The organism is Mesorhizobium sp. FG116, from assembly GCF_057809835.1.
Genome location: NZ_JBMDKS010000010.1, coordinates 25,460 through 43,404 on the forward strand (window position 1 = coordinate 25,460; position 17,945 = coordinate 43,404).

At 62.3% G+C, this 17,945-nt stretch carries 18 protein-coding genes and 1 pseudogene; 12 read left to right on the forward strand and 7 right to left on the reverse strand.

Annotation, left to right across the window (positions count from 1 at the left end):
• Positions 1 to 18: 18 nt before the first annotated feature.
• Positions 19 to 339, reverse strand: a complete 321-nt coding sequence (locus tag ACODTY_RS10150) for a hypothetical protein (RefSeq protein ID WP_056235501.1) — start codon at positions 337 to 339, stop codon at positions 19 to 21.
• 183 nt (positions 340 to 522) lie between these two features.
• Between ACODTY_RS10150 and mbfA the strand changes: the two genes are divergently transcribed.
• Positions 523 to 1,506, forward strand: coding sequence for an iron exporter MbfA (gene mbfA / locus ACODTY_RS10155; RefSeq protein ID WP_488994150.1), 984 nt, complete (start codon positions 523 to 525; stop codon positions 1,504 to 1,506).
• Positions 1,507 to 1,530: 24 nt separating this feature from the next.
• Here mbfA and ligD read toward each other — a convergent pair.
• Positions 1,531 to 2,382 (reverse strand): annotated as a pseudogene (gene ligD / locus ACODTY_RS10160) (non-homologous end-joining DNA ligase); the annotation flags it as partial.
• Positions 2,383 to 2,694: 312 nt separating this feature from the next.
• Between ligD and ACODTY_RS10165 the strand changes: the two are divergent.
• A complete protein-coding gene (locus ACODTY_RS10165; RefSeq protein WP_488994151.1) occupies positions 2,695 to 2,841 on the forward strand; it encodes a hypothetical protein in 147 nt (48 codons plus the stop codon).
• 183 nt (positions 2,842 to 3,024) lie between these two features.
• Here the strand turns inward: ACODTY_RS10165 and ACODTY_RS10170 are convergent, their stop codons facing one another.
• The 3 genes from ACODTY_RS10170 to ACODTY_RS10180 all read right to left on the reverse strand — a co-directional run bounded on the left by ACODTY_RS10170 (position 3,025) and on the right by ACODTY_RS10180 (position 5,710).
• On the reverse strand, positions 3,025 to 3,651 hold the full coding sequence (locus ACODTY_RS10170) for a glutathione S-transferase family protein (protein WP_488994152.1): 627 nt from the start codon (positions 3,649 to 3,651) through the stop codon (positions 3,025 to 3,027).
• A 184-nt stretch (positions 3,652 to 3,835) separates the two neighbouring features.
• Positions 3,836 to 4,816, reverse strand: coding sequence for a cysteine synthase A (gene cysK / locus ACODTY_RS10175; RefSeq protein ID WP_488994153.1), 981 nt, complete (start codon positions 4,814 to 4,816; stop codon positions 3,836 to 3,838).
• A gap of 276 nt (positions 4,817 to 5,092) precedes the next feature.
• A complete protein-coding gene (locus tag ACODTY_RS10180) occupies positions 5,093 to 5,710 on the reverse strand; it encodes a LysE family translocator (RefSeq protein ID WP_488994154.1) in 618 nt (205 codons plus the stop codon).
• 172 nt (positions 5,711 to 5,882) lie between these two features.
• Here ACODTY_RS10180 and ACODTY_RS10185 point away from each other — a divergent pair, with 172 nt between their 5' ends.
• From ACODTY_RS10185 to ACODTY_RS10200, 4 genes are all read left to right on the forward strand, one after another.
• On the forward strand, positions 5,883 to 6,107 hold the full coding sequence (locus tag ACODTY_RS10185) for an aa3-type cytochrome c oxidase subunit IV (RefSeq protein WP_488994155.1): 225 nt from the start codon (positions 5,883 to 5,885) through the stop codon (positions 6,105 to 6,107).
• An 81-nt stretch (positions 6,108 to 6,188) separates the two neighbouring features.
• Positions 6,189 to 7,481, forward strand: coding sequence for a Re/Si-specific NAD(P)(+) transhydrogenase subunit alpha (locus ACODTY_RS10190; RefSeq protein ID WP_488994156.1), 1,293 nt, complete (start codon positions 6,189 to 6,191; stop codon positions 7,479 to 7,481).
• Positions 7,481 to 7,903 (forward strand): proton-translocating transhydrogenase family protein, encoded by a 423-nt coding sequence (locus tag ACODTY_RS10195; protein WP_488994157.1) that lies wholly within the window; start codon positions 7,481 to 7,483, stop codon positions 7,901 to 7,903. Before ACODTY_RS10190 ends, ACODTY_RS10195 begins: the two co-directional genes overlap by 1 nt.
• Before the next feature lies 1 nt (position 7,904).
• On the forward strand, positions 7,905 to 9,305 hold the full coding sequence (locus ACODTY_RS10200; RefSeq protein WP_488994158.1) for an NAD(P)(+) transhydrogenase (Re/Si-specific) subunit beta: 1,401 nt from the start codon (positions 7,905 to 7,907) through the stop codon (positions 9,303 to 9,305).
• Between the two features lie 137 nt (positions 9,306 to 9,442).
• Here the strand turns inward: ACODTY_RS10200 and epmA are convergent, their stop codons facing one another.
• Positions 9,443 to 10,498, reverse strand: coding sequence for an EF-P lysine aminoacylase EpmA (gene epmA, locus ACODTY_RS10205; protein ID WP_488994159.1), 1,056 nt, complete (start codon positions 10,496 to 10,498; stop codon positions 9,443 to 9,445).
• A 66-nt stretch (positions 10,499 to 10,564) separates the two neighbouring features.
• Between epmA and efp the strand changes: the two genes are divergently transcribed.
• Both efp and ACODTY_RS10215 read left to right on the forward strand, forming a co-directional pair.
• A complete protein-coding gene (gene efp, locus ACODTY_RS10210; protein WP_488994160.1) occupies positions 10,565 to 11,182 on the forward strand; it encodes an elongation factor P in 618 nt (205 codons plus the stop codon).
• Positions 11,183 to 11,355: 173 nt separating this feature from the next.
• Complete coding sequence (locus ACODTY_RS10215) at positions 11,356 to 12,123, forward strand: transporter substrate-binding domain-containing protein (protein WP_488994161.1); 768 nt, start codon at positions 11,356 to 11,358, stop codon at positions 12,121 to 12,123.
• Positions 12,124 to 12,130: 7 nt separating this feature from the next.
• Here the strand turns inward: ACODTY_RS10215 and ACODTY_RS10220 are convergent, their stop codons facing one another.
• Positions 12,131 to 13,159 carry a histone deacetylase family protein gene (locus ACODTY_RS10220; RefSeq protein WP_488994162.1) on the reverse strand — a complete coding sequence of 343 codons (1,029 nt, stop codon included), beginning with the start codon at positions 13,157 to 13,159 and terminating at the stop codon, positions 12,131 to 12,133.
• Between the two features lie 143 nt (positions 13,160 to 13,302).
• Here ACODTY_RS10220 and ACODTY_RS10225 point away from each other — a divergent pair, with 143 nt between their 5' ends.
• The 4 genes from ACODTY_RS10225 to ACODTY_RS10240 all read left to right on the forward strand — a co-directional run bounded on the left by ACODTY_RS10225 (position 13,303) and on the right by ACODTY_RS10240 (position 17,928).
• Complete coding sequence (locus ACODTY_RS10225; protein ID WP_488994163.1) at positions 13,303 to 14,970, forward strand: amidohydrolase; 1,668 nt, start codon at positions 13,303 to 13,305, stop codon at positions 14,968 to 14,970.
• Between the two features lie 135 nt (positions 14,971 to 15,105).
• Positions 15,106 to 16,206 (forward strand): ABC transporter ATP-binding protein, encoded by a 1,101-nt coding sequence (locus ACODTY_RS10230; protein ID WP_488994164.1) that lies wholly within the window; start codon positions 15,106 to 15,108, stop codon positions 16,204 to 16,206.
• Positions 16,207 to 16,208: 2 nt separating this feature from the next.
• Entirely contained in the window at positions 16,209 to 17,132 is a 924-nt protein-coding gene (locus ACODTY_RS10235) for an ABC transporter permease (RefSeq protein ID WP_488994165.1), read from the forward strand.
• Positions 17,125 to 17,928, forward strand: a complete 804-nt coding sequence (locus ACODTY_RS10240) for an ABC transporter permease (RefSeq protein WP_488994166.1) — start codon at positions 17,125 to 17,127, stop codon at positions 17,926 to 17,928. Before ACODTY_RS10235 ends, ACODTY_RS10240 begins: the two co-directional genes overlap by 8 nt.
• Positions 17,929 to 17,945: the final 17 nt, after the last annotated feature.

A 17,945-nucleotide genomic window follows, 5' to 3' on the forward strand; every position in this document is an offset into this window, starting at 1 on the left:
ACCGTCCCGCTGAAAGACCTATCCCAATAGTTCGCGCTGACGCCTTGAGCCGCCCGCCTTGCGCCAGGCGTTGAAGCGGTGGGTCGCAGCAGCGAAAGATATCTTCATCTGCTGCGCTACGTTGTAGCGCGACTTGCCTTCATCGAACATGCGGTAGCAGCATTCGACACCCTCGGTGGTCAATTTGCCATCGGGGGTCTTGTTGTGCGGATTGGCCGGGTCAAATTTCTCGACCTCCTGCTCCACCATGCTTTTGAGGCGCTGCAAATCCGCTTCGATGGAAGCGATCAGGTCCAGCAACGGCTTTGGATCGAACGCGTTTGAGTGTTCTTTGTGCATGGGCGTGGTGCCTTCTGGGGGGGGACCGGAAAGAAACACCATATAGGTGAACGTTCGCTGATAAAAAGAGCCTGCGGGCAAACTCCGATTCAATAAATCTGATGGTGGATTTCCCGCCGCGCGGTTGACCTTTCGCGGCGCAATATCTAATTTAGAATCATTCTAAACTAGATTGGATTGCTCATGCTTTCTCGCGTCTTCGGGTTTGGGCGACGCCCGTTCGATTCCCTGTCGGAACAGGAAATTCTGGCGCTGGCCATTTCCTCCGAAGAGGACGACGCGCGCATCTACCGGGCCTATGCCGATGGGCTGGAAAAGGACTTTCCACATTCGGCCAAGGTGTTCGAGGGCATGGCCGGGGAAGAGGACGGGCATCGCGCCGCGCTGATCGAACTGCATCGCCAGCGCTTCGGCGAACGCATTCCGCTGATCCGCCGCGAGCATGTGAAGGGCTATTATGAACGCAAGCCGGACTGGCTGGTGAGACCGCTGGGCATCGACAAGGTGCGCGGGCAGGCCGAGGACATGGAGCGGCAGGCGCACCTGTTTTACGTCGAGGCGGCCAAGCGCACCTCCGATGCCTCGACGCGAAAGCTGCTGGGCGACCTTGCCGCTGCCGAGCAAGGCCACGAGACGCTGGCGCAGAAGCTTGAGCAGGAACATGTGCCGGGTGCGGCGCGCAGCGAGGAAGCCGCGACCGAACGGCGGCAGTTCATCCTGACCTATGTGCAGCCGGGTCTGGCCGGTCTGATGGACGGATCGGTCTCGACGCTGGCGCCGATCTTCGCCGCCGCCTTCGCGACGCAGGATACATGGCAGACCTTCCTGGTCGGGCTCTCGGCTTCGGTGGGCGCCGGCATTTCCATGGGCTTTACCGAAGCGGCGCACGATGACGGCAAGCTTTCAGGGCGCGGCTCGCCGCTGAAACGCGGCCTGTCATCCGGCATCATGACGGCGCTGGGCGGCCTCGGCCATGCCCTGCCCTACCTCATCCCGAATTTCTGGACCGCGACCACGGTGGCTGCCATCGTGGTGTTCTTCGAATTGTGGGCCATTGCCTTCATTCAGAACCGCTACATGGAAACGCCGTTCCTGCGCGCTGCATTCCAGGTGGTGCTGGGCGGAGCGCTGGTGTTTGCAGCAGGCGTGCTGATCGGCAACGCATAGGGATTCAGGTTATGGCGGACTAAGCTATGCGCGCTTGAGCGGTTTAGCCTTAGCGAAGAAGTCTTGCCAAGGATCGTCGGCTTCGAGGCGTTTCAATGTCGCCTTGTCGCCGAGCTGAAAGGCGTTCGGGGCAAGACCGGCCTCTATCTCGGGCCATGTCACCGGCATGGAAATGGTGGCGCCCTTCCTGGCGCGCGACGAATAGGGCGCGACCGTGGTGGAGCCGCGGCCATTGCGCAGATAGTCGATGAAAATCTTGCCGGTGCGCGCCTTCTTCGACAGCGTGGCGGTGAAGCGGTCCGGTTCGGCCTGTTCCATGGCGCGGGCAAAGTCGTGGGAGAACCCCTTGACCTGATCCCACTTGGCCGCCGGCTTCAGCGGTACCACGACATGGTAGCCCTTGCCGCCCGATGTCTTGACGAAGGTGGGCAGCGACATTTCGTGAAGCTTGTCGCGAATGTCGAGCGCCGCCCTGCGGACCTCATCGACAGCCACGCCCTCATCGGGATCGAGGTCGAAGACGATCTGGTCAGGCGTGTCGATTTCATCGACCTTGCAGCCCCAGATGTGGATCTCGACCACGCCGATCTGAACCAGCGCGGCGATGCCGTCGAAATTGCGGACAAAAAGGATCTCCTCATTGTCCTCGGGGTCCTTCGATTTGAAGATGTGTTCGCTCATGCCGGGCGAAGCGTGCTTCTGGAAAAAGCGCTGGCCATCGACGCCATCGGGCGCACGCACCAAAGCCAACGGCCGCTCGACCACAAATTGCTTCATGCGCGGCCACACCAGCGCATAGTGGTCGAGCAGATCCTGCTTCGAAACCTTCTCGTCCGGCCACAGCAGCTTTTCGGGATGCGTAAGCTTGGCCGTTGTGTCGGTGTTCCGCTTCTCCTGCATGGCGTCCTCTCCTGGCGCGCACCGGTCCCTATTCTACCACTTCAAATGAACAGGCGTAGACGGGGTTCCCGGCGGTCGCGCGGTGCGGGTCCATGTGTCGCAAATGACACATCGGCGAAGATGGCGACAAAAAGCACGAAAAGACCCCGAATCAGCCGCAATCCCGCCACGAAGCGAGGCGGTTTCGACCGAAAGTTAACATAGCGTTCACCGACTATTCACGCCTCGGCGCTATGGTGTCCGTAATTCGGAAGGGACTCCGAAGTTCGGGACAGGGACTGAACGACAATGGCTATTTTCAACCAATTGCGCGGCTATGCCGCCACCTTTCGCGAGTTCATCGCGCCAACCTATCGGCCAGAGCGCTACTACATGCGCGGACCCGGTCCGGCTTGCGCCCGCCGCAACCACCGGCTCGGCTTCGGCACGCACTGACATGCTGCCGGAAACCCGCCACGGCCCGAACATCTCGAAGCCGGCGCTCGAAAGCCGCGCCACAACCTATCGCACGGCGCAGCCCTCGGCCTTGCGCCGCCGCTAGACGACCATGCGCCCGGCACCAGTGCCGGCGCGGGCTAGCGCCCACAGCAACCTTCCAAACAGCAAATCCAGAACCGCCTAAGCTGGCCACATCTCGTGGCTGGCATTGAGCTTTGCCAGCACGGCGTGGCTGCGCATGCCGGCACAGACACGCTCGACATTGGCGAACGCCTGCCGTGCCCGCTCCGTTTCGGGATGCCAGGAAAACAGCATCAGAAGATAGACATCGGCAATGGTCATGCTGTCGCCGACCAGCCACTGTCGCCCAGCCAGCGCCTTGTCGACGACGGCAAAGTCGCGGTCGAGTTCGGCGACGGCTGCTTTCCTGACGCCTGCCTTGGCACCTTCATCCGACGAATAGCGATGGGGATAGTAGAAGCGCAGCACCGCCGGATAGAGCGCCGACGACATGAAGGCCATCCAGCGCAGGAATTCCGCACGCGCCGGCGCACCGGCTTGCGGGGCAAGGGCGGCCTCAGGATGACGCTCGGCGAGCGCCATGCAGATCGCAGCGGATTCGGTCATCGTGTGACCGTCCGGCAAGGTCAGGACGGGCACCTGATTGAGCGGGCTGATGGCGAGGAAGGCGGCGTCCGGATTGTCGGTCTTGGCGACGTCGATATGTTCGAATGGCTCACCGGCCAGAAGAAACGCTGCCTCGGCGACGAAGCCGCCGCTGCCCGGACGGGTATAAAGTTTGTACATTCTTTTCCTCCCCACCCGCGCTCAAGGCGGATGGGGACTTTTAGCGCAAAGCGCAGACCGCTCAACGCGGCACGGCTTAGCCAGCGCGCCTTTTTCAGCGGTCCAGTAACAGTGGCTCGCCGGCCGCTTGATGTTCAGGCGTGCCCTTGCGCCGAAAGCGGTTCCGACTTTCGGCAGCCATGCATCAGACGCCTAGACCCTCGAACAGGACGGTCGAGAGATAGCGTTCCGCAAAGGAAGGAATGATGACGACCATGTTCTTGCCCGCGTTTTCGGGCCGCGAACCAACGACGATGGCGGCCTGTAGCGCAGCTCCAGACGAGATGCCGACCGGCACGCCTTCGAGCCTTGCGACAAGGCGCGCATTGGCCACCGCCGCATCGTTCGAGACGGTGACGACCTCGTCATAGACCTTGGTGTCCAAAATCTTCGGCGCGAAACCGGCACCGATGCCCTGGATCTTGTGCGGTCCGGGCGCGCCGCCTGAGAGCACCGGCGACGCTTCCGGTTCGACCGCCACGACCTTGACCGACGGCTTGCGCTTCTTCAGCACCTGACCGACGCCCGTAATGGTGCCGCCCGTGCCGATGCCGGCGACGAGGATATCGACGCTGCCATCCGTGTCGTTCCAAATTTCCTCGGCAGTGGTGACGCGATGGATTTCGGGATTGGCCGGATTTTCGAACTGCTGCGGGATGACCGCATCGGGAAGTTTCGCCGCCAGTTCGTCAGCCTTGGCGATTGCACCCTTCATGCCCTTGGCGCCTTCGGTAAGCACGAGTTCGGCACCGAGTAGGGCGAGCATCTTGCGCCGCTCCACCGACATGGTCTCTGGCATGGTCAGGATCAGCTTGTAGCCCTTGGCCGCAGCGGCGAAGGCGAGCGCGATACCGGTGTTGCCGGACGTCGGCTCGATCAGCGTGGTCTTGCCCGGCTTGATACGGCCTTCGGCTTCGAGCGCCTCGATCATCGCCACGCCTATACGGTCCTTGACCGAGGCGATCGGGTTGAAGAACTCGAGCTTGACCATAAGATTGGCGACGATGCCCTTCTCCTTGGCGAAGCGGTCGAGCCTGACCAGCGGCGTGTCGCCAATCGTTTCGGTGATCGAGTTGTAGACGCGGCCACGGCCGGGATGGTGGGCGGAAGCCTCGGATTTGGTCATGGAATCTCTCTCAGATCGGTCGGTAGGAACGTTGCAGCGAAAATAGGCGACGAAATGAGACTATCCGAGTGGCAAGCGTGCTGAAAAGCCCGCAGACAAGGGAAGGGATTTCCTGCGAAGGCTTGTTTGCGGATTTTCCTACCGCGACGGGTTCGAAACCGCTCGTTCTGCGGCTGGCCGCGCGGATCTGGATCGGCCGCGTCATCCACCACAATTGCATTCGGTTTTGGTGGAAACTGTTTTGCGGCGTGCGCGGGCTATCGCCCAAATACCCGACTAATGGCGCGCTGCGATGGCCGCCGCCGCACCGATCATGAAGGACGCTGCGGTGCGGTTCAAAAGCTTCAGCGCACGCGGCGAGGACAGGAACCAGCGCGCCTTTGCTGCAAGTGCAAGATAAGGCACAAGCACGATCACGAGGATCACCGCCGTGACGCCGGTGAGGATGGCATAGTCGCCGAAGGTGATGGCGCGGAGATCGACGATGGTCGGCGTGATGGCGAGGTAGAAGATCATCGTCTTGGGGTTGCCGAGCGTCAGCGTCAGGCCGCCGACGAAGCTCGAAACCAAGCCGCCCTTTGCCTTGCCGGCCTGAACGGTTTCCGCGGAAATGCCGCCTTTCCAGAAGCGCCAGCCGAGCCAGGCGAGGTAAAGCACGCCGAACCACTTGATCGCCAGAAACACCATGCCGAATTGCTGGGCGACGAAGGCGAGGCCGAGCACGGTGGCGGTGAGATAAAACAGATCCCCGAGCAAAAGACCCCAGAACATGGCGAAGGCCGAGCGGAAGCCGGAGCCGAGCGCGCGCGCGACAAGGGCCGTGACGCCGGGGCCGGGAATGGCTGCGGCGATGCCAAGGGCTGCGCTATAAGCAAGAAATCCGGTCAGTGTCATGGTGGCCGCTTTCGTGATCCGGCTTGGTTTTGCCACATGTTCGCGGGGCCGTAAATTTCCCTGCAGGCAACAATCATTACGCCAGAGAGAACAGGCGATGCGGCAATAGCGCCATTGCCCTTAGGCGTGCTTTTCGCTATGTGCCGTTGAGATAATTTCGGAGGGTATTGCAATGGCCGACCACACGCCGACCGGTCCTGTCGAACTTGGTGCTCAGATGGACTATCCCGAGCATGAGCGGACCTATCATGGCTTCACCGTGTTGGCCAAATATGGAACGCTGGTCTGCGCGGCCATCATGATCGGAATGGCCTTCGGCTTCTTCGTCGGCGGCGCGATTTCCGGCTTCATCGTGTTCCTGCTTGCCTGCGCCGTCGGCGCCGTCATCCTGCGATAAAATCTTCCTCTCCTTGGCCCGGGGCGTCGCCGCAAGGGTCGCCACCGACCTGCGCAAGGCTCCAGCCGAAAGGATCAAGCGGTGGGACAGACGATTTTCGTACCCAAAGAGGTTGACGCTGCGGAAACCCGCGTTGGCGCTTCACCGGACACGGTGAAGCGGCTTGCCGCATACGGCTTCGACGTTATCGTCGAGGCGGGCGCCGGAACGGCATCGCGCATCACCGACGATGAGTTCGCCAAAGCCGGAGCAAAGATCGGCAAGGCCGGCGACGTTTCGAAGGCGGACGTTGTGCTGAAAGTGCGCCGCCCGAACGAAGCCGAGCTGAAATCCTACAAGCAGGGCGCTGCGGTGCTGGCCATCATGGACCCCTATGGCCATGAGGCGGCGGTTGCGGCGCTTGGCAAGGCGGGCGTGACGGCATTTGCCATGGAGTTCATGCCGCGCATCACCCGCGCGCAGGTGATGGACGTGCTGTCCTCGCAGGCGAACCTCGCCGGCTACCAGGCCGTGATCGACGGCGCTGCCGAATATGACCGGGCGCTGCCGATGATGATGACGGCGGCGGGCACGGTTCCGGCAGCCAAGATCTTCATCATGGGCGTCGGCGTGGCCGGCCTGCAGGCGATTGCCACGGCGCGCCGGCTGGGCGCAGTCGTCACGGCGACCGATGTTCGGCCCGCCGTGAAGGAGCAGGTTCAGTCGCTCGGCGCGAAATTCCTCGCCGTCGAGGACGAGGAGTTCAAGGCGGCGGAGACTGCCGGCGGCTACGCCAAGGAAATGTCGAAGGAATACCAGGCGAAGCAAGCGGCGCTTACGGCCGAGCACATCGCCAAGCAGGACATCGTCATCACCACGGCGCTGATCCCCGGTCGCCCGGCCCCGAAGCTGATCTCCGCTGCAATGGTCGCCTCGATGAAGCCTGGTTCGGTGATCGTCGATCTGGCCGTCGAGCGCGGCGGCAATGTCGAGGGCGCTGTGCCGGGCAAGGTGGCGACTACCGCCAACGGCGTGAAGATCGTCGGCCATCTCAACGTGCCGGGACGCGTCGCGGCATCGGCTTCGCTGCTCTATGCCAAGAACCTGTTCGCCTTCCTCGAGACGATGATCGACAAGGAAACGAAGTCGCTGAAGATCAATCGCGACGACGAACTGGCCAAGGCGACGATGCTGACCGATGGCGGCAAGGTCGTGCATCCGGCATTTGCCGGCAAGGAGCCGACAGCCCCTACCGCAGCAGCCAAACCGGCCAAGGCGGAAGCGGCCAAGAAACCGGTCGCGCCGAAGGCGGCTGCTGAAAAGAAGCCCGCCGCCAAGGCTCCGGCCAAACCCAAGACCAAGACCTCGCCTAAGACCACTGGGGGGACTGCGTGATGGAAAGCTTGCAAAAAGCGCTCGACCAACTCGACCAGGCGACGGCTGCCGTGCGCATGGCGGTGCAGGACCTTGCCAACGCGCCGGGTGCAGCCGACGCGGCAGGCGGTGCGGCGCATGCCCTGTCGGGCGGCGCGATCGACCCCTTCGTGTTCCGCTTCGCCATCTTCGTACTGGCGATCTTCGTCGGCTACTACGTGGTGTGGTCAGTGACGCCTGCGCTGCACACGCCTTTGATGGCCGTTACCAACGCCATCTCCTCGGTGATCGTGGTGGGTGCGCTATTGGCGGTCGGCATCTCGGCCTCGGGCCTTGCCACCGGCTTCGGCTTCATCGCGCTGGTGCTGGCCTCGGTCAACATCTTCGGTGGCTTCCTGGTCACCCAGCGCATGCTCGCCATGTACAAGAAGAAGGAAAAGTGACGTGTCAGTGAACCTCGCTTCCTTCCTCTATCTCGTCTCCGGCATCCTGTTCATCCTGGCGCTGCGCGGCCTGTCGCATCCGACCACCAGCCGCCAGGGCAATACCTACGGCATGATCGGCATGGCGATCGCCATCGTCACCACGCTGGCGCTAGCGCTGCCATCGGCCGGCGGGCTTGGCCTGATCGTCATTGGCCTCGCCATCGGCGGCGGCGTCGGTGCGGTTACCGCGCGCCGCATCGCCATGACCTCGATGCCGCAACTGGTTGCCGCCTTCCACTCCCTCGTCGGCCTCGCCGCCGTGATGGTGGCGGCTGCCGCGATCTATGCTCCCGAGAGCTTCGGCATCGGCACGGTGGGCGACATCCACGGCCAGGCACTGGTCGAGATGAGCCTTGGCGTCGCCATCGGCGCCATCACCTTCACCGGTTCGATCATCGCCTTCCTCAAGCTTGACGGGCGCATGTCTGGCAAGCCGATCATGCTGCCGGCGCGCCATCTGGTGAATCTCGGCCTCGGCGCGGCGCTCGTCGTGCTGATCGTCCTGCTCGTCACCACCCAGAGCTATACGGTATTCTGGCTGATCGTGGTGCTGTCGCTGGTGCTCGGTATCCTGCTCATCATCCCGATCGGCGGCGCGGATATGCCCGTCGTCATCTCGATGCTGAACTCCTATTCGGGCTGGGCGGCCGCTGCACTCGGCTTCACGCTCGGCAACCTCGCGCTGATCATCACCGGCGCGCTGGTCGGCTCGTCCGGTGCCATCCTGTCCTACATCATGTGCAAGGGCATGAACCGCTCCTTCATCTCCGTCATTCTCGGCGGCTTTGGCGGCGAGACGGCAAGTGCAGCCGGCGACGACGGCATCGAGCGCACCGTCAAGCAGGGCTCGGCGGACGATGCCGCCTACCTGATGATGAACGCGCAGAAGGTCATCATCGTGCCCGGCTACGGCATGGCGGTGGCGCAGGCGCAGCACGCGCTGCGCGAAATGGCCGACAAGCTGAAGGCCAATGGCGTCGAAGTGAAGTACGCCATCCATCCGGTTGCCGGACGCATGCCCGGCCACATGAACGTGCTTCTGGCCGAGGCCAACGTGCCTTACGACGAGGTGTTCGAACTCGAAGACATCAACTCCGAGTTCGCGCAGGCCGACGTCGCCTATGTCATCGGCGCCAACGACGTGACCAACCCGTCGGCGCGCGACGACAAGTCCTCGCCGATCTACGGCATGCCGATCCTCGACGTCGACAAGGCCCGCACCTGCCTCTTCGTCAAGCGCTCGCTCGGCTCCGGCTACGCCGGCATCGACAACACGCTGTTCTACAAGGACGGCACCATGATGCTCCTCGGCGACGCCAAGAAGATGACCGAGGAAATCGTCAAGGCCATGGACCACTAGATATTCAGGTGAGGGCGGGCTGCAAACGGCGGCCCGCTGCGGTTCCGGTGCTCATGTACCGAATGTACATTCCGCGCCGGTTCTCGCCGACCCCCATTTCCGCTCCGCCCTGACCTGAATCCTCAGTATGCGCTTTCCTATCGCGACGGTGAATCTGGAACTGGCGTCCAGATAACGTCCTCGATGCGGTTGGCACCTGCAGCCAGCATCACCAGCCGGTCAAAGCCGAGCGCAATGCCGCAGGCATCCGGCATGATGGCAAGGGCGGACAAAAAGTCCTCGTCGATCGGGTAGCGCTCGCCATAGATGTACTCTTTCTCATCCATGTCGGCTTCGAAGCGCTTGCGCTGCTCGACCGGATCGGTGAGCTCGCCAAAGCCGTTGGCAAGTTCGACGCCGCAGCAATAGAGCTCGAAGCGCTCGGCCACGCGTGGATCGTGCGGCGCGGGGCGCGCAAGGGCAGCCTCGACGATCGGATATTCGCAAAGCACGGTGGCGCGGCCCTGCCCTAACTGCGGCTCGACCAGCTCGACCATGACGCGACTATAGAGATCGGACCATGTGTCGTCGAGCGCGGTGCGCAGGCCAGACTTGGCGAGCGCGGCATGCAGGCCGTCGCGGTCCGTCGATCCGTCCGGCGCGACGGTCGAAAGCAGGTCGATACCGGCATAGCGGTCGAAGGCCTCCGCGACCGTGAGGCGTTCCGGCTCGGCATAAGGATCGGCTTCGCGGTTCCTGAATGTGAAGCGCCGGGTGGCGGCCTTGTCTGCGGCAAGTGCCAGCAGCGCGGCGCAATCCTGCATCAGGCTTTGATAGGTTTCACCGACGCGATACCATTCCAGCATGGTGAATTCGGGATGATGAAGGGCGCTGCGCTCGCGATTGCGCCAGACCGGACCGAAGCTGAAGATGCGCTTTTCGCCTGCCGCCAGCAATTTCTTGCAGGCGAATTCCGGCGAGGTGTGCAGGTAGAACGGCTGCGTGGTGCCGTCGGAACGGATTTCGGCAGTGGCGAAGGCACTGAGATGGGTTTCATTGCCCGGAGATATCTGGAGCGCGGCAGCGTCCACCTCGATGAAATCTTCGTCGGCAAGAAAGCTGCGGATTGCCGCAGCAATCCTGTTGCGCAGCAGAAGGCGCGGCCTGCGGTCGGCGTGGACATGCGGCGTCCACCAAGGCGATGCTTCGATCATGATTGTGCGGACAAGCGGTGCGGGGGTGGCTGGCGATTGGCGCGCGGATAGGGTAAAGCGCGCACGATGGCTGCGACAGCCGAATGGCCGCAACGCAAATTTTCAGGAAGAACGCTAGTGAAGGTAATTGCCAGTTCCCTCCGTAAAGGAAATGTCGTCGACAAGGACGGCAAGCTCTATGTGATCCTCTTTGCCGAGAATATCCATCCTGGCAAGGGCACGCCGGTCACCCAACTCGACATGCGCCGCATTTCGGATGGCGTGAAGGTTTCCGAACGCTATCGCACGACCGAACAGGTCGAGCGCGCCCATGTCGAGGATCGCGAACATACGTTCCTCTATAGCGACGGCGAAGGCTTCCACTTCATGAACCCGGAAAGCTACGACCAGATCGCGGTGTCCGAGGACGTGATCGGCGACCAGGCGCCTTACCTGCAGGAAGGCATGGCGGTGACGCTGTCGGTGCATGAAGGCGTCGGCATTGCGATCGAGCTGCCGCAGCGCGCCATCTACGAAGTGGTCGAGACCGAGCCGACGACCAAGGGCCAGACCGCGTCTTCCTCGTACAAGCCGGCGATCCTTTCGAACGGCGTCAAGACCACCGTTCCGCCGCATATCGCTGTCGGCACGCGCATCGTCGTCATGACCGCCGACGGCTCCTATGTGGAACGCGCCAAGGACTAAGTTCCGAGGCTTAGTCCGGAAGTCGGGATCGATTTCCGGGCTGTATTATGCGTATATTCTAAATTAACAAGAGCTCGGATAGCTGGCGGAACCGCGGCGTTGCTGAAACGCCGGCGGTTTCAACGGCCCGGGTTTTTTCACGCCTGTACGCAACAAGCCAAAAAGGAAAAGCAGTGAAATTCGTCGCCATCATCGCGTTAGGTCTCATTCTCGCAAGCACAGCAGCGCGAGCCGAAGACCCGCCGCTGAAGATGGGTGTCGAAGGCGCCTATCCGCCGTTTAATTCGGTCGATGCCGCCGGCAAGGTCGAAGGCTTCGACGTCGATATCGGCGAAGCGATCTGCAAGCGCCTCAAGCGCACATGCGAGTGGGTGGTGGTGCAGTGGGACGGGCTGATCCCGGCTCTGCAGGCCGAGAAAATCGACGTGCTGATGTCGTCCATGACCATCACGCCCGAGCGGCAGAAACAGGTGCTGTTTTCCAAGCCCTATTACTTCTCCTACGGCATGATGATCGCCAACAAGGGAAGCGGATTGAGCTTTTCCAGCGAAGGCATGAAAGGCCACGATGTCGGCGTCCAGGCGGCGACCACGCATGAACACTGGCTGCGCGACAAATTCGGCGAGACGATCAAGCTGCACGGCTATCCGTCGAGCGACGAGATGTTCCTCGATTTCCAGAACGGGCGGCTGGACGCGGTGTTTGCCGAAGCGCCGGCCATGGTGCCGTGGATGGAGGCAAATGGCGGCGTTGCGGCCTATGAGCAGATCGGTCCCAACATCACCGACGCAGCGCTTGGCACCGAGATCGGCATCGCCGTTCGCAAGGGCGATGCCGCGTTGGCCGACCAGATCAACGCTGCCATCGACGGGATCATTGCCGACGGCACGTTCAAGACGGTCGCCAAGAAATATTTCAGCTTCGAACTGAGGCCGCAGTAGGCGGCCTCTACTCCTCGAAGCCGGTCAGCACGCCAACCGCATTGACGCCGATTTCCTCGACCGCGTAGCCGCCTTCCATGACGAACAGGGTGGGCAGGCCGAGCTTGGCGATGCGCGCGCCGATCTTGGGATAGTCGGCGCTTTTCAGCTTGAACTGGCTGATCGGATCCTTCTCGAAAGTATCGACGCCAAGCGAGACGACGACGACATCCGGCGCGTAGTCCGCGAGCCTTTTGCAAGCGTCGTCCAGGTTCGCGTTCCATGCGTCCCAATCGGTACCGAAAGGCATCGGGTAATTCAGGTTGAACCCCTCGCCCGGCCCCTCGCCGCGTTCATCGGCGTGGCCGAGGAAATACGGATACTCGACCATCGGGTCGCCATGCAGGTTCAGCACCTGAACGTCGTTGCGGCTATAGAAAATCTCCTGCGTGCCGTTGCCGTGGTGGTAGTCGACATCGAGGATCGAGACGCGCCCTGCACCCTGGTCGCGGAACCATTGGGCTGCGACGGCGGCGTTGTTGATGTAGCAATAGCCGCCCATGAAACCTGCCCCGGCATGGTGGCCGGGCGGGCGGCAAAGTGCGAAGGCGGCACGTTCGCCGCCCTTGACGATGGCCGACGCCGTCAAGGCAACCTCGTAGGACGACTTGATCGCATCCCACGTGCCTTTGACGAAGGGCGCGCCGCCATCGAAGGAATAGAAGCCGAGCTGGGCGTCGATGGATTTCGGCCGGACATCGCCGCGCAGGCCGCGTGTCGGCCAGGTGAACGGGATGGCCGACCCTTCCCTGCCCGAAGCCAGCCATTGCGGCCAGACCGTCGGCAGGAAATCGATATAGTCGGCCCTGTGCACCCGCTTGGCGGCGGCGAGGTCATGCGCCTGCGGCGGCAGGATCGGTCCGAGCTTTTCACTCTCCACCCTCGCCTTGATGAACTCGGCGCGCGACGGCTTTTCAAAACCGGGCACGATCGCACCGGAAATCAGTTCCATCGTGCCGGCATGACCAGCGTGGAGCGGCGAAAAAACGGTCTTCATGAAAAACCTCTCGAGTGCGGGAAAAACGAGCCTAGCCGAGCCATTCGCTTCTTAACAAGCGCTGTGCCAACCGGCGATGGCTTGCTGGCATGGCCGCCGGTCGTCTAGCCTGCTTGCCTCGCCAACAGCCTCGCAGGCGTTTCATGGCTTTGATCGCGGACCTGATCGTAACGAATGCTCGCATCCTGACTTTGGATGAAGGTCACCCAACGGCTGAGGCAATCGCGATCAGGGACGGCTCGATCCTCGCGGTCGGTGCGCGCGCCGAGATTGATGCGCTGCGCGGGCCTGCGACAACGATGATCGACGCGAATGGCGGTTCGGTCATTCCTGGTTTCATCGAAGCCCATATGCATCTGTTTTCCGGGGCGGCCGAACTGGCGCACCTGCAACTCTTCGGTGTTACCGGATTCGAGGCGCTCCAAGAGGCGATCCGCGCCTATGCACCGACCCGCCCGGACGGAACGATGCTCGTTGGGCAAGGCGTGGATTATACCGTGCTCGGCAGCGAGCGGGTGACCCGGCATCATCTGGACGCCATCTTGCCCGACCGCGCCTTCTGCATGGCCGCACCCGACCACCACACGATGTGGGCCAACACCAGGGCGCTGGAAATGGCCGGCGTGCTGCATGGCCGGGTTCTTGGCCCCGGCAACGAAATCGTCATGGGCGAGGACGGACTTGCAACGGGCGAATTGCGCGAAGGAGAGGCATTCGGTCCCGTGCTCAACCTGGCCGGCGAAAGCCGTGTGCGGCTTGGCCTTGCCACGGGCGGCGAACCGGACCCGATGCCGACGGAGGCTGAACGGGACGCCGACCGCGCCATCATGCGGCGCGGGCTTGCCTGGTGCGCGCGCCACGGCATCACCTCGATCCAGAACATGGACGGCAATTTCTACCAGCTCGAGCTTCTGGCCGAGATCGAGGCAGAGGATGGCGGCCTGCCGTGCCGGGTGCAGGTGCCTTTCCACTTCAAGAACTTCATGACGCTCGACATGCTCGACAAGGCATCGACGATGGCCGAGCACTACAAAGGCGAATGGCTTTCGTCGGGCATAGTGAAGGTCTTCTACGACGGCGTGCTCGATTCCTGGACGGCGGCAATGATCGAGCCCTACGCCGATCGCCCGGACTGGGTGGGCGAGCCGCTGTTTACCCCGCAGCAGTTCAAGGAACTTGCCGTCGAGATCGACAGGCGCGGCTTGCAGATTGCCGTGCATTCGATCGGAGATGGAGCGGTGCGCGCCGTTCTCGACGGTTATGAGGCGGCGCAGAAGGCGAACGGGCGGCGCGACAGCCGCCACCGTGTCGAACATATCGAGGTTATCGCCGCCTCCGACATACCACGCTTTGCAGAACTTGGCGTGATCGCCTCGATGCAGCCGCCGCATCCGCCAGGCGCGATGGGGTTTCCGCTGGAGCCAACCGTTTCGCGCATCGGCCCGGCCCGCTGGCCGCTCAGCTATGCGTGGCGCACGCTGAAGAATGCCGGCGCGCACATCGTTTTCGCTTCGGACTGGCCGGTATCGCCGATCGATCCGATCCTCGGCATGCAGGCAGCGATCCTGCGCAAACCATGGGCAAAGGGAGACCCGGACCAGAGCTTTTCGCTCGAGGAGGCGCTTGCCGGCTATACCGTCGAAGGCGCTTACGCCGGCTTCCTGGAGCATCGCAAAGGCAAGCTGAAACCGGGCTACATGGCTGACCTGGCGGTGCTTTCCGCCGACATCGAAGCAATCGACGCCGAAGAACTGCACAAGGTGCACGTGGCGGTCACGGTCTGCGGCGGCAAGGTGACGTATCAGGCATGATGCCGGTGCAGAGCGGCAGTCGGTTTTTGAATCGAGGTTCAACTGTGCTGTTGCCAAGCCACTTGGCATGTGGTGACAATTGGAACCGGAGCGAGACCCGCCGAAAAGAGCGGACTCAAAACAATGGGGTGCTGTGTGCCGGAAACGCCGGGTAGGAACGCGATCGAAGTTCGCGGAGTTCGCAAGGTCTTCGGCGCCGGGGAAGCGCAGGTTGCGGCGCTTGACACGGTATCCGTCTCCATTCGGGAAAATGAATTCTTCACGCTGCTGGGACCTTCGGGCTGCGGGAAGACGACGCTTCTGCGTCTGATCGCCGGGTTCGATTTCCCGACCGCCGGTGAAATCATGCTCTATGGCGAGGATATTGCGCCGTTGCCGCCGTTCAAGCGGCCGGTCAACACCGTGTTCCAAAGCTACGCGCTTTTCCCGCATATGAGCGTAGCGCAGAATATCGGCTTTGGCCTCGAAATGCTCGGCAAGCCGAAGGCCGAGATCAAGGCGCGCGTGGCTGAAATGCTGAAGCTGGTGCGCATGGAAGCGCTCGCCAATCGCCGAACCAGCCAGATTTCCGGCGGCCAGCAGCAGCGCGTCGCGCTGGCGCGGGCACTCGCGCCACAGCCGAAAGTCCTGCTGCTGGACGAACCCTTGTCGGCGCTCGACTACAAGCTGCGCAAGGAAATGCAGATCGAGCTGAAGCGGCTGCAAAGCGAGACCGGCATTACCTTCATCTTCGTCACGCACGACCAGGAAGAGGCGCTGACCATGTCGGACCGCATCGCGGTGATGTCGTCTGGCAAAATCCTGCAGGTCGGCACGCCGCACGACATCTACGACCGTCCGGCGGAACGGTTCGTCGCCGACTTCATCGGCGAGACCAATTTCCTCAAGGCGGAAGTGGTCGGGGCGGCGAACGGGCGCGCGACGGTGAAACTGTCATCCGGTGTTGAAATCCCTGCTTCGCTGCCGGCGGGTTTCTCTCCCTCGGGCAAGGTCACCATTGTCGTTAGGCCGGAGCACGCGCATCTGGTCGCAGGCAATGAGAAGGCTTCGCTTTCCGGCGTGGTCGAGAACGTGGTCTATCTCGGCACCGACACGCATTTCCACCTCAAGCTCGATGACGGCGACGCTTTCATCGTACGCCGCCAGAACGCTCGCGGCGGCCCGGTCGATCTCGCCCAAGGCGACCGCGCCGGTATCGTCATCGGCGGTGATGCCGCGCAAGTGCTGAAAGACTGACGATGGCGAGCGCAGAGGAAACTGCCCGCGCCGCCGACCGAAAGGACATTCGCGACCGCTGGCTGCTCTCAGCACCAGCCCTTGCAATCATATTCGTCGCGGCCATCGGGCCGCTTTTCGTCATGCTCGCCTATTCTTTCATGATGAAGGGCGACTATGGCGACGTGAAGCCGTGGACCTTCTCCCTTGACGGCTGGACCTCGGTCCTGTTCCAGCGCGACATCTTCGACGACACTCTGGGACTGGCCGACGCTCACCTGACGATCCTGTGGCGCTCCGTCCGCCTTTCCTTCTACACCACCCTGCTAACGCTGATCTTCGGGTTTCCAACCGCCTATTTCATCTCGACCAGACCACCAACGACGCGTGAAATATGGGTGTTCCTCGTCACCATCCCATTCTGGACAAACCTGTTGATCCGCACCTTCGCGATGCAGCAGGTGATCCGCAACGAGGGACTCGTCAACACGGCGCTGATCTGGCTGGGCGTTCTCGAGCGGCCGCTGCAGATCATGAACACCGACGTCGCCATCCTGCTCGGCATGGTCTACGTCTACCTGCCGCTGATGGTGCTGCCGCTTTACGCCAGCATGGAAAAGCTGGATTTCCGCCTGGTCGAAGCAGGCTACGATCTCTACGCCAGCCGCTGGCAGGTTCTGCGCCGCATCATCCTCCCGCTGGTAAAACCGGGCGTGATCGCCGGATCAATCCTCGTCTTCATTCCCTCACTCGGTGCCTATGTCATCCCGCGCGTTCTCGGCGGCGGCAAGAACATGATGCTTGGCAACCTGATCGAGCTGCAATTCGGCTCAGGCCGCAACTGGCCGCTCGGCGCGGCCATTTCCATCACGCTGATGGTGCTGGTGATGATCGCGCTGCTCTTCTACGTGCGCAATGTCTCAAAGTCGGAGGCCGGGCATGGCTAGACGCACCTTCGACATCCGCGCGCAGCCGGGCTTCGGCTTCATGGCACTGGTGACGTTCTTCGCCCTCTATCTGCCGATCGCAGCCCTCGTCGCCTATTCGTTCAACGCAGGGGAATCCCTGTCGCGCTGGGACGGCCTCTCACTACGCTGGTTCGTGTCGGCCTGGAACAACTCGACCGTGCAGGACGCGGCTATCCGCTCGCTCATGCTTGCGGTATGGGCCGCGACACTGGCCACGATCGTGGCTACCATGGCGGCGCTGGCAACGACCCGGACCCGGCCCTATCCCGGCCTCACCTTCAAATACGCGTTCATAAACCAGCCGCTGATGGTGCCGGAGATCGTCACCGCCGTGGCGCTTCTGATCGTGTTTTCGCGCATCAAGGTTTGGACCGGCTATTCCGGCATGGGGTACCTGATCCTGGCTCACACGGCATTCTGCATTCCGTTTGCCTATCTTCCGATCCGGGGCCGGCTTGAAGACATGGACCTGACGATGGAACGCGCGGCCGCCGACCTTTATGCCACGCCATGGAAGACGTTCCGCTATGTAACGCTGCCGCTGCTGAGACCCGCTATCATAGCGGGCTTCATGCTGGCCTTCGTCATTTCGCTCGACGACGTGGTCATCACCGAATTCGTCAAATCCGGCGGGCAAGATACGTTGCCGACCTACATGCTGGGGCAATTGCGGCGCGAAACAAGCCCCGAAATCAACGCCATAGCGACCGTGTTCCTGGCCCTGTCGGTCCTGCTCGTGACAATTTTCTTCTTCGTAAACCGGCGCAAGACATAGGCAATCACAACTCGAAG